The following is a 13,863-nucleotide window of genomic DNA, read 5'->3' on the forward strand; positions in this document are numbered from 1 at the left end:
CCCCTTTCCTTACCGGCGGGAGGTCCGCATGAGTCTCTCCGAGCTCTGGTCGCTCTATGGCCAGAACTATATCGACGCGCTGCTAGCAACCTGGGGCATGACGCTTGAGTCGTTTGCCATCGCCATGGTGCTGGCCGTCGCTGCCACCGTGATGCGCGTATCGCCGCTCAAGCCGCTGCGCGTCTTTGGCGACCTGTATGTCCAGGTCTTCCGTAACATCCCCGGCATCGCGCTGCTTATCATCGTCGTCTATGCGCTGCCGCCGCTCAAGGTCGTTCTGCCCTACCGCACCTGCGTTATCGTCGCCACGGTCCTTTTGGGCTCGGCCTTTGGCTCCGAGAACTTTATGAGCGGCATCAACACCGTCGGCGTCGGCCAGGTGGAAGCCGCCCGCTCGCTCGGCATGAGCTTTAACCGCATCCTCGCCAAAATCGTGATTCCGCAGGCACTGCGCTCAAGCGTATTGCCCATGACGAACCTCTTTATCGCCGTCATGCTCACTACTGCCTTGGGCAGCCAGGTGCCGCTTAAGCCGCAAGAGCTTACCGGCGTGGTGAGCTACATCAACACGCGCTCGCTCGGCGGCGTCGCCGCGTTCTTTATCTCGGCGCTCGGCTACCTGGGCACGGCCTTTGTGGTGAGCCACATTGGCAACTACATCGATAAGAAGGTGAGGATCCTCCGATGAGCAAGCACTCCTCCCCTGCGCTTACCATGCGCGATGCGCTCTACGAGGCTCCCGGCCCCAAGATGCGCGCCAAGATTCGCATCGGCACCGCCATCTCACTCGTCGCCGTCGCCGCGCTCGTCGCCCTGGTACTGCAGCGCTTTTATGTGACCGGCCAACTTTCGGTCCACTATTGGTATTTCTTTACGCACCTCACCACCTGGAAGTTCTTGCTTACCGGCTTTGAGGGCACCGTTAAAGTCGCGCTCACCGCCGGCGCCATCGCGCTGGTGCTGGGCCTCGCTCTCATGCTCGGCCGCACGAGCGACATCAAGCCGCTGCAGCTGGTTTGCCGCGTGCTCACCGATTTCTTCCGCGGCGTGCCGAGCCTGCTGTTCATCTACTTCTTCTTTTTGGTGCTGCCCCAGTACAAGATCGCGCTGCCGTCGTTTTGGATGCTCACGCTTCCCGTCGCGCTCGCTGCAGCCGGTGTACTTGCCGAGATCTTCCGTGCCGGCGTCAACGCCGTACCGCGCGGGCAGGTCGAGGCGGCCCAGGCGCTCGGTCTCTCCAGGGCTAAAATCACCTTTAAAATCGTGCTGCCGCAGGCGATTCGGTTTATTATTCCGTCGTTGATTTCGCAGCTTGTGGTCGTAGTCAAAGACACCACCGTCGCCTACGTGGTGAGCTACCCCGACCTCATGCAAAACGCCCGCGTGCTCATTACCAACTACGACGCCCTCGTGTCGGTCTACCTGGTTATCGCGGTCATCTACATCCTCATCAACGTCGCGATCAACAAGGCCGCTGTCTATGTTTCGCACAAGACCGGCGCGACCATCATCCGCTAACGCTTTACCATTTCGAGTCATAAGGAGCCGAGCACCATGGCACAGAGCACCTCTTCCACCGGCAATCAGCCGCTGATCGAGCTCAGACACGTCGATAAGCACTATGGCGATCTGCACGTCCTCAACGACATCAATCTCTCGGTCGACCGCGGCGAGGTCGTCGTTGTGATCGGCCCCTCGGGCTCGGGCAAGTCGACCATGTGCCGCACCATCAACCGCCTGGAAACCATCGACTCGGGCGAGATCCTCATCGAGGGCGAGCCCCTGCCGCAAGAAGGCAAGGATCTTGCCCGCATGCGCGCCGAACTGGGCATGGTGTTTCAGCAGTTCAACCTGTTCGCACATATGACGGTGCTGCAGAACATCATGCTGGGACCGGTCGATGTGCTGGGTGTCTCCAAGGACGAGGCCCGTGAGCGCGCCATGGACCTGCTGGGCCGCGTGGGCGTGGCCGAGCAGGCCGATAAGGTGCCCGCACAGCTCTCGGGCGGCCAGCAGCAGCGCGTGGCCATCGCCCGCTCGCTTGCCATGCAACCCAAGGCCATGCTCTTTGACGAGCCCACGAGCGCCCTTGACCCCGAGATGATCAACGAGGTGCTCGAGGTCATGGTCCGTCTGGCCCAGCAGGGCATGACGATGATTGTCATCACGCACGAAATGAACTTTGCCCGCCGCGTGGCCGACCGCGTCGTGTTTATGGCCGACGGCCAGATCGTGGAAACCGGCACGCCCGACGAGTTCTTCGACCACCCCCAGACCAAGCGCGCCCAGGACTTCCTCAACTCCATCAAGGGCCACTAACCAGACCGCCCACCTACCCGCCATGCCCATCCAAACTCGAAAGTTACACCTATGATCGGAACTCGCACTTCATCGTCCTACACCCCGCACGTCGACGTCGCCCCCGCCGACCGCCCACTCATCCTCGTCGCACCGCGCTGGAAAGAGGCAGAGCCATTTTTAACCGAGATGCTCTCCCCCAACGAGGAAATCGCAAGTGTCTTTGTCGATGCCATCCTTGCCGCTGGCGGCCTGCCGCTGCAGATGTCCATCACCGAGGACATTGAGGTCATCCGTCATTACGTCGATATCGCCGACGGCATCGCCATTCCCGGCGGCCCCGATGTCAATCCCAAACGCTGGGGCGATGATCGACCCTACGACCCCACCCTCTGCTGCGAGATCCGCGATAGCTTTGAGTTTAAGCTGGTCGGCGAGGTGCTCCGCGCCAAAAAGCCGCTCTTTACCACCTGCCGCGGCACGCAGCTGCTTAACGTCGCCACCGGCGGCACCCTGTGCATGGACGTGCCAAGCCTGGGTGCTCGCGAGGGCCGCACGCAGTGGCGCCATACCCACGTGCTCAACGACCCCGTGCATCCCGTCGAGGTCGTGCCGGGTTCGCTGTTGGAGCGCGCGCTTGGCGGGCACAGGCTGATCCAGACCAACTCGGCACATCACTGCTGTGTCGATCGCCTGGGCAAGAGCACGCGCTTGGTCGCCAAGGCAACCGACGGCGTTCCCGAGTGCATCGAAGTCGAAGGTCAACCCTTCTGCCTGGGCGTGCAATGGCATCCCGAGTACACCTGGCAGACGCTCGAGACCGACTTTAACCTGTGGAAGTCGTTTGTCGAGGCAGCGGCCAAGGTTAAGCAGGCCCGCTAGTTCACGGACGGCACAACACAAAAGGGCGTCCCGCCGGCCACACGGTCCGGCGGGGCGCCCTTTTACCTATATGTGGCCGGCAAGCAGCCCAAGGCTCGCAAGCTCTTATTCAGCCGCCTCGCGCAGGGCCGACAACGTGGCCGCATATTGCTGCTGCAGCGCATGCATTCCCTCGCGAGCGCCGTCAACGGCATCGGCGCCGCGCAGCGCCTCGGTCACCACAACCGCCGGCTCGTACAGATTATCGAATCCCAGGTTCTGGCTCACGCCCTTGAGCGTGTGCGCTGCCATAAACGCACCTTCGGCGTCTCCCGCCGCCATGGCGGCCTCCAGCTTGTCCATGCTCTCGTCATCTAAAAATTTGAGGGCAAAGCGGGCAAGCATTTCCTCGCCCATCAGCCGAGCGCACGCGTCATCATAATTGGCGCCGATCTTCTCATACGCCTCACGCATGGAAATCATGGATTAAAACTCCTTTGGTCAAACTAAATCGTGGGAAACGCGACGACGTCGGCGGGGCGCGCCAACGTCTCGGCAATACGGTCTTGCACCTCGAGCAAACAGTCGAGCAACAGCGGGTTAAAGGTGCCGCACTTACCGTCCAGGATCATCTGGATCGCCTCCTTGTGCGGGATAGCGTCCTTGTACACGCGCACGCTCGTCAGCGCATCGTACACGTCAGCCACCGAAACCACCTGTGCGGCGATGGGAATCTGGTTGCCCTTAAGGCCATCGGGATAACCCTTGCCGTCCCAGCGCTCGTGGTGCCAACGCGCAATCTGGTACGCATATTCCATAAGCGCATTGCCGACGTGATGGCGACCCAGCTCAAGCAACATGTCGGCGCCGATCGTGATATGCGTCTTCATAATCTCGAACTCCTCGGGCGTAAGGCGTCCGGGTTTGTTGAGAATCGCATCGTCAATCGCCATCTTGCCAATATCGTGCAGCGCCGAAGCCAGGGCAATCGTGGAGCGCTCCTCATTGTCGAGGGAGATCGTGTCGCTACGCTGGACCAGGCAGTCAAGCAGCAGCTCGGTCAGCTTCTCGATGTTCGTAACGTGCCTGCCGCTCTCGCCGTTGCGAAGCTCCATGACGCCGGCCATGATGTCGATGAGCATGCGACTGTTCTTGACGCGCTCGTTGTACTGCTGGGACAGCAGGTTCGTCAGGCGGCGCTGTTTGGCGTATAGGCGGATGGTGTTGCTTACACGGCGGCGCACGACACGGGAGTCAAACGGGCGGTTGATATAGTCCGAGGCGCCCAGCTCGTACGCGCGCAGAACCATATCATCGGAATCTTCGCTCGAAATCATGATGAAAGGCAGATTGTCGATACCCGATCGGCGCGACAGATCGGCCAGCACCTCAAAGCCGCTTATGCCCGGCATGACAATATCCAGCAGCACGAGCGACAGCTCATCGCCATAGCGGTCGACCATGTCGAGCGCCGTACGACCGTTGGCGGCCTCGAGGATGCAGTACTCGTCCTTGAGCATCTCGTTGAGAATGGCTCGGTTCATCTCGGAGTCATCGACAATAAGCACCAAAGGCTTTTCGCTTTGGAAGGCTTCGATGGAATCGGCATCGGTCACGACCGTACCGGCTTTTGCCTTAGCGCGGCTCAATAACTGGACAGCGCGGCCAACTCCCTCATCGACCGTCTCGCCATGAATGCGAACGCCACCAACACATGCCGTCAAGCTCACGTACTCATGGCCCGGAACAATCGTGGCATGAACGGCATCGGACACCTGATGCAGGCGACGGGTGAAGTCATCGGAGGGAATATTGAGCATGACAACCACAAACTTGTCGCAGCCATAGCGTACGAGCTCGTCAGTCGAACGAATTCCGCTGCGTATGGCCGTCGCCACAGCACCGAGCGCGAGGTCGCCGGCATGACGGCCACACGTATCGTTGAAGACCCTAAAATCATCAAGGTCGATCACCGCAACGCCGGCATTCATGCGGGCACTACGGAGCTTTTCCTCGTAATATCGGCGATTGCGCACACTCGTCAGCACGTCGGTGTAGACGAGGTCCTCTTCTGCAGCCTCTTGCTCATCAATCGGACGCACCATCAGCAGGACGTGAGGCTCGCCCTCGACCTTTAGAGGACGCAGACGGGCGCGGTACTCAACGCCATCGTTGAGCAGCTGCTCCGACACCTCACCCGAATCTGCCAAGGCCTCAAGACTCGACTGACGCAGACAAGGGCAGCGATCGCCGGCAAGCAGGCAGTTAGGCTCGCTCTTAATCTGATCGGCCGACAGCAAACGCACCACGGGGTAGGTCTTCGCGACGCGGGCGACCTCGGCGGCAGCCTCCTCGTCGGTTAGATTGACCTCGTGATTATTGAGCATATGGGGCCCTTCCTATCGTTACGCACGGCAACGGTGCATATCAATTGGTACAAGGGTAACATCTAACAGCTGAAGGCAAACGCGCGATTATCGTTACATTTTTATGACCTGGCAAACGGCGGTAATGGAGTCGCGGACGCGTGGTTATGGGCGCATTCGTTAACAATGACGAAACGCTAACAGCCCCCCTCCCCGCAGGTCATCGAGCGTGCTAACGCTCCAAGACATCGCGAACGGCGTTTGCCGCCGTAACGGGGCGATCGCGCAGACCGTTATGCGCGCCCGGGATCGTCACAAGGGGGCAATCGAGATATTCGGCAGCCGCTCGCGTGCCAGCCTCGCGGGGCGTATCGACCGAAAGCTCACCCAAAAACACGGCCGACACTGCCTTTGACGTGCGGGCGCGCTCCCAGTCGGGAGCATATGTCATATTTGTTCCGTATTCATTGGCCATAAAGCAACGACCATTGCGCAGGGCATGTTTGGCTTCCGCTTCGGTCGTCCCGGGAGCCTCGGGGTCCAGGTCGCCGAGGGCTCCCAAGAAAAGCCGGAGCGCCCTTGAAACCTTTCCAGCCGCAATCATATCGAGCAAAACCGGAGCTGCGCCCATACCGACGCCTTCGGCCGACACAGCCGGCTCATGCAGAATCGCACGGGCGACGAGATGGGGTTCGGTGCGAAGAAGCTCCAGCGCCACCAACGTACCGGCGCTATGCGCAAGCACATTTGCCGGAGCGCCAACGTGTTCGATCACGGCTTGCAGGTCGGCGGCCTGAGCGGCAAGATCATAGCTGCCGTCTGCCGCATCGCTGCTACCACCGCAGCCGCGGCGGTCGTAGGCAATTACGCGGTAGTTGCGGCTGAGCTCACAAGCGATACCGTCGAAAAATGTGCCGTCGACACAAGCGCCGTGCACGCACACCAAGGCAGGAGCATCAGGCGACACATCCGGGCCGGCATATTCGCGACAGGCAATCGTGGTGCCCGCATTCTCGACCGTAAAATCCATGTTGTGCCCCCATCATCAACGCCCATCCAGTTGCACGTCAGTACGGTTGGATGGACCCGTATTGCCTTACGCCTTGTTAACAGATTAACTGTACCCGACCCGAGGCTTTTCATGGCACGGCATAATGAGCGACGTGAAAAAACGAAACTTGTAAAGCAAGAGCCCGCACCTTGCTTTGGAGCCGATGCTATGCTTAGGCACAATTGTCTTGAGGAGCATATGCCTATGTCTACGTTTTTGAATGCCAGCCCCATCTTTGGGCCCGTTCGCAGCCGTCGCCTGGGCCTTTCGCTCGGTGTCAACATGATGCCGGCGAGCGGCAAGATCTGCACGTTCGACTGCATCTACTGTGAGAACGGTCTTAACGCCGAACGCCCCTGCCATGAGCCGTACAACACAGCTGCCGTAGTACTCGACGCGCTCGAAGCAAAGCTGCGCGAGATGGCAGCCGAGGGCGAGCTCCCCGATGTGATCACGTTTGCCGGCAACGGCGAGCCCACCGCCGCACCGGAGTTTCCGCAGGCTATCGCCGGCGCCGTCGCGCTTCGCGACCAGCTTGCCCCGAACACCAAGATTGCCGTGCTTTCCAACGGCACGCGCGCCGACCGCCCCGAGGTGCACGACGCGCTCATGATGGTCGACGACAACATTCTTAAGCTCGATACGGTCGACCCGGCATTTATCCAGCTGCTCGACCAGCCTGTTGGCCCCTACGACGTCAAGCACCAGATTGAGACGTTCGCAAGCTTTGACGGTCATGTCATTATCCAGACGATCTTTTTGACCGGCGAGTATCAGGGCAAGCTCATCGACAACACCGGCGAGGAGTACGTTGCCCCCTGGCTCGCGGCGCTTGAGCGCATTCGCCCACAAGAAGCAACCATCTACACGGTAGCGCGCGAGACACCGGTCGCCGGCCTTGCCAAAGCGGCGCCCGAGGTGCTCGACGCCATTGCTGCGCGCGTGCGCGTCCTCGGCATCCCTTGCCAGGTGAGCTACTAGCAAAACCACGCAGCAGCCAGTGTCCGCCATCCCGCTCCATCAGTTGCGGTGATATAGTTCCTATTTATGCTGTTAAACCGCTTAAATCGGAACTATATCACCGCAACTTTTATGGACACGTGAGTGGGCTATACTAGCTGCGGATGAAAGGAAGTTAGCCATGTTTGACAACGGACCTGTGCCCGGCCGCAACGACGCTTGCTGGTGCGGCAGCGGCAAAAAATATAAGAAATGCCATAGCGCATTCGACGAGCGCCTCGAGCGCCTGTGGGAAGAGGGCTGGGAGGTTTTGCCCCGCACGCTCTACAAGACGCCCGCCGACATCGAGGGCATCAAGCGCTCCGCCGCCATCAACGTGGGCGTGCTCGACTACGTAGGCGAGCACATCGCCGCGGGCATGACCACCAACCAGATCGACCAGATGATCTACGACTACACCGTCGAGCACGGTGGCACGCCAGCCGACCTCAACTACGAGGGCTACCCCAAGAGCGTGTGCACCTCGATTAACGACGTGGTCTGCCACGGTATCCCCTGCGATACGGACGTGCTGCACGGGGGCGACATCATCAATGTGGACTGCTCTACGATCCTAGACGGCTACTTTAGCGACTCGAGCCGCATGTTCTGCATCGGCGAGGTCTCTGCCGAGCGCCAGCGCCTGGTCGACGTCACCCGCGCCAGCGTGGAGGCGGGCCTGGCGGCCGTCAAGCCATGGCTGCCGCTGTCCGTTATGGCCGAGGCCGTACAAAAGACGGTCGAGGACGCCGGCTTTAGCGTGGTGCGCGAGTACGGCGGGCACGGCATCGGCAAGGAGTTCCACGAGGACCCGTTTGTGGGCTTTACCACCGAGGCGCCCGATGTGGACACCATCATGGCCCCGGGCATGGTCTTTACCATTGAGCCCATGGTCAATGCCGGAGCGCCCGACATCAAGATTAGCAAGGGTGACGGTTGGTGTGTGCGCACCAAGGACGGCAGCGATTCGGCCCAGTGCGAGGTACAGCTCGTGGTGACCGAGGACGGCTACGAGCTGCTGAGCTGGTAGCCGTGGATGCGCCGGATGCTGACGGGCACGCTCGTCTTGCATCCGGCGTTTTTGTTTGAGCGTTTTGCCTGATAAAACCTGCCAAAATAAACCTGTCCCTTTTTGGCAGGTCGAGCGGAGAGGACTGCTTGTGAACATCCTGGTTTTGTTGCCCGTCAACGACCGTCATCGCACAATTCTTGAGTCGAGCGCTCCGGGCGAGGACTTTATCTACACGAGCTCCGACGCCGCCACGCGCGAGCAGGTCGCCGATGCCGACGTGATCTTGGGCAACATCGACCCTGACATGCTCACGGCATGCGAACATCTCCAGCTGTTGCAATTGCAGACCGCTGGCTATGACGATTACTTGGCCGCCGGCACCGTGCCGGCCGATGCCAAACTGTCTTGCTCGGTGGGCGCCTACGGCCAGGCAGTAAGCGAGCACATGTTTGCCATGGTGCTGTCTATGATGAAGCGCCTGCCCGGCTACCAGGACCTGCAGCGCGAGCATCGCTGGGAGGATTTGGGGCCGGTCACCTCGCTCAAAAACGCCAATGTGCTGGTGCTGGGCGCGGGCGACATTGGCGGCCACTTTGCCACGCTCTGCCGCAACATGGGTGCGCACGTCCGCGGCATCAAGCGCCATCCGCTCGTCTACCCCATTGTGTTTGAGGACATGGACGGCATGGACGCCCTGCCCGAGCGCCTGGCCGAGGCTGACATCGTCGCATCCTTTATGCCGAGCACACCCGAGACCCGCGGCCTGGCGAACGCCGAGTTCTTCGCCGCGATGAAACCGGGCGCCTTCTTTGCCAACGGCGGCCGCGGCGACCTTGTGGTCGCCGACGACTTGGTTGCCGCCTTGGAGTCGGGACATCTCGCCGGCGCCGCGGTCGACGTCACCGACCCCGAGCCGTTGCCTGAGACAAGCCCGCTGTGGGATGCGCCCAACATGCTCATCACGCCGCATATCTCGGGCTGGTTCCACCTAGAGGCCACACTCAATAATGTGGTCGACATCGCCGCGGAGAATCTGCGTCACCTGCAAGTCGGCGAAACCCTGCGCTGTTGGATTGAGCACTAATCTTGTTCCGCCGTTCTAACGAACGGCGGACCGGTCGACGCTGCGCGCCGCCCAGAGCGACAATTTGCCATTCAAAAGGCAAGGCATGACCAGAAGGTCTATGCCTTGCCTTTTTCATGCCAACTTGTTCGCTCTGGACATCGCTCGCTGACGTTTGCTCAACCTGCGGTGTCATAACAATTCTGTCCAGCTGTTGGCATTGCGGCGTTTGCCCAGATAAAACCTGCCAAAGTAAACCTGTCCTCTTTTGACAGGTTTTAGAGCTCCACGCTTTCGGCGCCGTTGATGGTTAGGTTGCGCTCGTAGAAGGCGGTGAGGGCGCGGATGGCATACATCACGTCTCGCACGCCGCCGGTCTCGTAGCTCGAGTGCATGGCCAGCTGCGGCAGGCCCACGTCCACGGCATGCATGCTCGCCTGCATATTGGACAGATTACCGAGCGTGGAGCCACCCGCCATATCGCTCTTGTTGGCGAAGGCCTGCGTGGGCACGTCGGCGTCATCGCAGATGGCCTGGAACACCGCGCGGCTAAAGGCATCGGTACAATAGTGCTGGTTGGCTGCTTCCTTGATAACGATGCCGCCGTTGAGCACGACCTGGTTGCGGGCATCGCACTTCTCGGCGTGGTTGGGATGCACGGCATGCGCATTATCGCAGCTCACGAGCATCGAGGCGGCAAGTGCGCGATGGTACGACTCGTCATCGAAGCCCAGCGATCCGTTAATGCGGCGCAGCGCATCGGCCAAGAACGTCGACATGGCTCCCTGCTTGGTCTCGGAGCCAACCTCCTCGTTATCAAAGCAGCAGAAGACCGAGATATCGCGCGCGTTCTCAGCACCCAAAAATGCCTGCAGCGAGGTATAGGCGCAGGCCAGGTCGTCGAGCTTGGGCGTCGAGATAAACTCGTCGGCCCAGCCCCAAATGCGCGCATCCTGACGATTGACCAGGAACAGATCGCGGCCCAAAATTTGCTCGGGCTCAACGTCCAGCTCATCGGCAATCAGAGCGTCAAAATCTCCCTGCTTGAGTTCACCGGCGCTGATGAGCGGGCACAGGTCAACGGCTCGGTTGGGAGCAAAGCTCTCGTTAACGCCACGGTTCATATGGATGGCAAGGCTCGGAATAATGGCAACCTCGCGCTCGGTGGTAAGCAGGCGGCTCTCAATACGGTCGCCCTCGCGCACCAGCACGCGGCCCGCGAGCGCCAGCGGACGGTCGAACCAGGTGTAGTCGATCATGCCGCCGTAGGCCTCGGTGTTCAGGCGCAGCGTCTCGCCCGCGCCGTCGAACTCGGGCACGGCCTTAACCTTAAACGTCGGCGAGTCGCTGTGCGACGCCGTCAGCTGAAAATGGTAGTCGCCGGCAACGCCGTCCTCGCCCCACGTAGCAGCCAGGTCCTCGCCCACCTTAAAGGCGATAACGCTCGAGGTGTTGCGCTGCGTGTAATAACGCCCGCCCGGCTCGATGTCCCACGCCGCGTTCTCGGACAGGTAGGTAAAGCCCGCTTCGTCGAGCTCGGCCATAATGGTCGCCGCCGTATGAAACATGCTGGGGCATGCCTCGATAAAGTCGATAAGGTCGTTGGCGGCCTCGATATCATCGGCCGTCACATGCGCGCGCTCGGGCGTTTCCTGATCCGTCATGCTCTCCCCTTTCGCTGGGTTGATGGTCCCTTCCAGCATACCCCGCCGCGCCAGCGCTGCACTCTTCATTCCGTGTTTAATCCCGCACCGCTCACCAAGTTGAGCTATCATGCCCGTGCACCTTTTGCGACAATTACGCTAACAGGACGAGAGGAGCCGTCATGAAGCCACGTAACATTGCCATCGTCTGCGGTGTCGCGGGAGTCGCCGTCGGCCTTGCCGCTGCCACCGGTATCGTTTATCACAAGCAAATCAAGTCCGCCGCGTCGCTCAAACGCTTGACCGGCTACGCGGATGGCTATGACCTGTACGCAATCGACATCGCCTACGACTACGATCTTGATCGCATCATCGCCGCTGGCGTGTGCGACGACCAGGCCTACATCGATGCCGTGGTGGCGCAGGTGCTGCCCGGTGTGCCGGTACATGTCCAGGCGCCCCAGTTTGCCTGCAGCGCTTTTGTCGCCGTAGATGCCGAAGGCCGCGTGCGCACCGGTCGCAATTACGACTTTAAAGACGACACCTCGGCGCTGCTGGTGCGCAATCACCCACGCGGCGGCTACGCCTCCATCGGCTTTGCGGCCCTCAATAACCTGGGAGCCAACACTCCACTTGACTCCGTCGCCGGACGCGCCGCCGCACTCATGGGCCCGTTTGCCCAGCTCGACGGTGTTAACGAATGCGGCGTGTCCATTGCCGTACTCACCCTGGATTCCAAGCCCTGTGACCAGGACACGCAACGCCCCGTCATCAACACTTCGCTCGCCATCCGTCTGGTGCTCGACCGCGCGGCTACCACGCAAGAGGCCGTCGACCTGCTTTCCGCCTACGACATGCACGCCATGGCAGGACGCGATTACCACTTCTTTATCAACGACGCCGCCGGTGACGCACGGGTGGTGGAGTGGGATCCGCGCGATCCGGACCGCGCTTTCAAAGCGACTCCTGTACGCCAGGTTACAAACTTCTACGCCTGCTATGGCGACGAAGTGCTGCCCAACCAAAAGAATGGCGAGCTGGGCCATGGTAAAGAGCGCGCCGTCGCAATCGCCGATGTCCTCGACGCCCATGCCGGCGCCCAAGACGAGACAGTCGCTTGGAAGGCCCTGCGCGCTGCGGCGCAAGAGCCCAATCCGGAAGACATCACCAGCAACACGCAGTGGTCAGTCGTCTTTGACAACACCGAGCCCGCTGCCGCCATCACGCTGCGCCGCCACTGGGGCGACATCGATGCCTTCGCGCTGTAAGGAGCTGGCACCGTCGTCCTTACGCTGGCCTGACGTTGCTTACATTTCTATACGCTTGAGCTAACACGTTTTACCCCCGCATCAACAGTGTGCGGGGGTAAACTTATGCGCATGTTACAACTTGCCCGGAAGGATTCACCATGCTTAGGATCGGTCTTCTTACTAGTGGCGGCGACTGCCAGGCGCTCAACGCCACCATGCGCGGCATCGTCAAAACGCTTATGACCAATAGCGAAGAACCTATCGAGATCTATGGTTTTGAGGACGGCTACCAGGGCCTTATCTACAGCAGATTCCGTGTCATGACGCCCGCCGATTTTAGCGGCATCCTCACCCGCGGCGGCACCATCCTGGGCACGAGCCGCACACCGTTCAAGCGTCTGGACATTCCCGAGGCTGACGGCGTCGAGAAGGTGCCGGCGATGGTCCACACCTATCATAAGCTGCAGCTCGACTGCCTGTTTATGCTGGGCGGTAACGGCTCCACCAAGACCGCCAACCGCCTGCGCGAAGAGGGCCTAAACGTTATCGCCCTGCCCAAGACCATCGATAACGACACATGGGGCACCGAGCTGACGTTTGGCTTTACGAGCGCCATCGACGTCGCCACCAAGTGCATCGACGACATCCACACCACCGCTTCGAGCCACGGCCGCGTGTTCGTTATCGAGATCATGGGCCACAAGGTTGGCTGGATCCCGCTGTATGCCGGCGTCGCGGGCGGCGCGGATGTCATCTTGATTCCCGAGATTCCCTACGACATGGATAACGTCATCAAGACCATCGAGCATCGCATGGAGACCGGCAGCCGCTTTACCATCGTGGCCGTCGCCGAGGGTGCTATCTCCAAGGAGGACGCGGCGCTGTCCAAGAAGGAGTACAAGAAGAAGCTCGCCGAGCGTACGAGTCCGTCGATCGTCTACGACATCGCCAAGGAGATCGAGGCCAAGACCGGTCGCGAGACCCGCGTCGCCATCCCCGGCCACACGCAGCGCGGCGGTCAGCCCGACGCCCAGGACCGCATCTTTGCGACCCAGTGCGGCGTCGAGGCAGCGCTCGGCTGTCTGCGCGGCGAGTTTGGCTACATGATTGCCCTGCGCGACGGCAAGATGTGCCACATGCCGCTCGAGGAGGTCGCCGGCAAGCTGAAGTTTGTCGACCCCCAGAGTGATCTGGTGCGCGAGGCCAAGGCGTTGAGCATCAGCTTCGGCGACGAATAGCCTCGGCTGTAACCGCCCCCATCGGAGGCCCCAGGGCTTACCTCCCAAATCGTCCTCGGACATGTCAGGACCCCGCCGTGCG

At 60.8% G+C, this 13,863-nt stretch carries 13 protein-coding genes; 9 read left to right on the forward strand and 4 right to left on the reverse strand.

Annotated elements, in window-relative coordinates; genetic code table 11:
* The first annotated feature begins 28 nt into the window (after positions 1-28).
* Genes AAAX75_RS05520 through AAAX75_RS05535 form a run of 4 tightly spaced genes read left to right on the forward strand, consistent with a single transcriptional unit; the run spans position 29 to position 3,180 of the window.
* On the forward strand, positions 29-688 hold the full coding sequence (locus tag AAAX75_RS05520; protein WP_349091357.1) for an ABC transporter permease subunit: 660 nt from the start codon (positions 29-31) through the stop codon (positions 686-688).
* On the forward strand, positions 685-1,518 hold the full coding sequence (locus AAAX75_RS05525; RefSeq protein WP_349091358.1) for an amino acid ABC transporter permease: 834 nt from the start codon (positions 685-687) through the stop codon (positions 1,516-1,518). Before AAAX75_RS05520 ends, AAAX75_RS05525 begins: the two co-directional genes overlap by 4 nt.
* A 36-nt stretch (positions 1,519-1,554) precedes the next feature.
* The gene (locus AAAX75_RS05530; RefSeq protein WP_349091359.1) at positions 1,555-2,319 is read left to right on the forward strand and encodes an amino acid ABC transporter ATP-binding protein; all 765 of its coding nucleotides are present in this window, start codon (positions 1,555-1,557) and stop codon (positions 2,317-2,319) included.
* Positions 2,320-2,370: 51 nt separating this feature from the next.
* Positions 2,371-3,180: a gamma-glutamyl-gamma-aminobutyrate hydrolase family protein gene (locus tag AAAX75_RS05535; RefSeq protein ID WP_349091360.1), complete on the forward strand. Its 810-nt coding sequence runs from the start codon at positions 2,371-2,373 to the stop codon at positions 3,178-3,180.
* A gap of 105 nt (positions 3,181-3,285) precedes the next feature.
* Here the strand turns inward: AAAX75_RS05535 and AAAX75_RS05540 are convergent, their stop codons facing one another.
* From AAAX75_RS05540 to AAAX75_RS05550, 3 genes are all read right to left on the reverse strand, one after another.
* The gene (locus AAAX75_RS05540; protein WP_349091361.1) at positions 3,286-3,642 is read right to left on the reverse strand and encodes an Hpt domain-containing protein; all 357 of its coding nucleotides are present in this window, start codon (positions 3,640-3,642) and stop codon (positions 3,286-3,288) included.
* 23 nt (positions 3,643-3,665) lie between these two features.
* Complete coding sequence (locus tag AAAX75_RS05545; protein WP_349091362.1) at positions 3,666-5,546, reverse strand: HD domain-containing phosphohydrolase; 1,881 nt, start codon at positions 5,544-5,546, stop codon at positions 3,666-3,668.
* A 211-nt stretch (positions 5,547-5,757) separates the two neighbouring features.
* Positions 5,758-6,555, reverse strand: coding sequence for an alpha/beta hydrolase (locus AAAX75_RS05550; protein ID WP_349091363.1), 798 nt, complete (start codon positions 6,553-6,555; stop codon positions 5,758-5,760).
* 225 nt (positions 6,556-6,780) lie between these two features.
* Here AAAX75_RS05550 and AAAX75_RS05555 point away from each other — a divergent pair, with 225 nt between their 5' ends.
* From AAAX75_RS05555 to AAAX75_RS05565, 3 genes are all read left to right on the forward strand, one after another.
* Positions 6,781-7,557, forward strand: a complete 777-nt coding sequence (locus tag AAAX75_RS05555; protein ID WP_349091364.1) for a radical SAM protein — start codon at positions 6,781-6,783, stop codon at positions 7,555-7,557.
* 160 nt (positions 7,558-7,717) lie between these two features.
* Positions 7,718-8,605, forward strand: coding sequence for a type I methionyl aminopeptidase (gene map, locus AAAX75_RS05560; protein WP_349091365.1), 888 nt, complete (start codon positions 7,718-7,720; stop codon positions 8,603-8,605).
* Between the two features lie 130 nt (positions 8,606-8,735).
* On the forward strand, positions 8,736-9,671 hold the full coding sequence (locus AAAX75_RS05565) for a D-2-hydroxyacid dehydrogenase (RefSeq protein ID WP_349091366.1): 936 nt from the start codon (positions 8,736-8,738) through the stop codon (positions 9,669-9,671).
* Positions 9,672-9,928: 257 nt separating this feature from the next.
* On the opposite strand, the gene AAAX75_RS05570 is transcribed toward AAAX75_RS05565, so the two are convergent.
* Positions 9,929-11,314 carry a M18 family aminopeptidase gene (locus AAAX75_RS05570; protein WP_349091367.1) on the reverse strand — a complete coding sequence of 462 codons (1,386 nt, stop codon included), beginning with the start codon at positions 11,312-11,314 and terminating at the stop codon, positions 9,929-9,931.
* Positions 11,315-11,475: 161 nt separating this feature from the next.
* Here AAAX75_RS05570 and AAAX75_RS05575 point away from each other — a divergent pair, with 161 nt between their 5' ends.
* Positions 11,476-12,561 (forward strand): carcinine hydrolase/isopenicillin-N N-acyltransferase family protein, encoded by a 1,086-nt coding sequence (locus AAAX75_RS05575; protein WP_349091368.1) that lies wholly within the window; start codon positions 11,476-11,478, stop codon positions 12,559-12,561.
* A 140-nt stretch (positions 12,562-12,701) separates the two neighbouring features.
* Complete coding sequence (locus tag AAAX75_RS05580) at positions 12,702-13,781, forward strand: ATP-dependent 6-phosphofructokinase (RefSeq protein ID WP_349091369.1); 1,080 nt, start codon at positions 12,702-12,704, stop codon at positions 13,779-13,781.
* Positions 13,782-13,863 lie beyond the last annotated feature (82 nt).

The organism is Collinsella sp. CLA-ER-H7 (genome assembly GCF_040092345.1).
In the GTDB taxonomy this organism is placed as follows: domain Bacteria; phylum Actinomycetota; class Coriobacteriia; order Coriobacteriales; family Coriobacteriaceae; genus Collinsella.

What these genes read in the sequence shown, in the direction of transcription:
- AAAX75_RS05520 (WP_349091357.1), top strand. Translation starts at nt 29, where the DNA reads ATGAGTCTCTCCGAGCTCTGGTCGCTCTATGGCCAGAACTATATCGAC.
- AAAX75_RS05525 (WP_349091358.1), top strand. Translation starts at nt 685, where the DNA reads ATGAGCAAGCACTCCTCCCCTGCGCTTACCATGCGCGATGCGCTCTAC.
- AAAX75_RS05530 (WP_349091359.1), top strand. Translation starts at nt 1,555, where the DNA reads ATGGCACAGAGCACCTCTTCCACCGGCAATCAGCCGCTGATCGAGCTC.
- AAAX75_RS05535 (WP_349091360.1), top strand. Translation starts at nt 2,371, where the DNA reads ATGATCGGAACTCGCACTTCATCGTCCTACACCCCGCACGTCGACGTC.
- AAAX75_RS05540 (WP_349091361.1), bottom strand. Translation starts at nt 3,642, where the DNA reads ATGATTTCCATGCGTGAGGCGTATGAGAAGATCGGCGCCAATTATGAT.
- AAAX75_RS05545 (WP_349091362.1), bottom strand. Translation starts at nt 5,546, where the DNA reads ATGCTCAATAATCACGAGGTCAATCTAACCGACGAGGAGGCTGCCGCC.
- AAAX75_RS05550 (WP_349091363.1), bottom strand. Translation starts at nt 6,555, where the DNA reads ATGGATTTTACGGTCGAGAATGCGGGCACCACGATTGCCTGTCGCGAA.
- AAAX75_RS05555 (WP_349091364.1), top strand. Translation starts at nt 6,781, where the DNA reads ATGTCTACGTTTTTGAATGCCAGCCCCATCTTTGGGCCCGTTCGCAGC.
- map (WP_349091365.1), top strand. Translation starts at nt 7,718, where the DNA reads ATGTTTGACAACGGACCTGTGCCCGGCCGCAACGACGCTTGCTGGTGC.
- AAAX75_RS05570 (WP_349091367.1), bottom strand. Translation starts at nt 11,314, where the DNA reads ATGACGGATCAGGAAACGCCCGAGCGCGCGCATGTGACGGCCGATGAT.
- AAAX75_RS05575 (WP_349091368.1), top strand. Translation starts at nt 11,476, where the DNA reads ATGAAGCCACGTAACATTGCCATCGTCTGCGGTGTCGCGGGAGTCGCC.
- AAAX75_RS05580 (WP_349091369.1), top strand. Translation starts at nt 12,702, where the DNA reads ATGCTTAGGATCGGTCTTCTTACTAGTGGCGGCGACTGCCAGGCGCTC.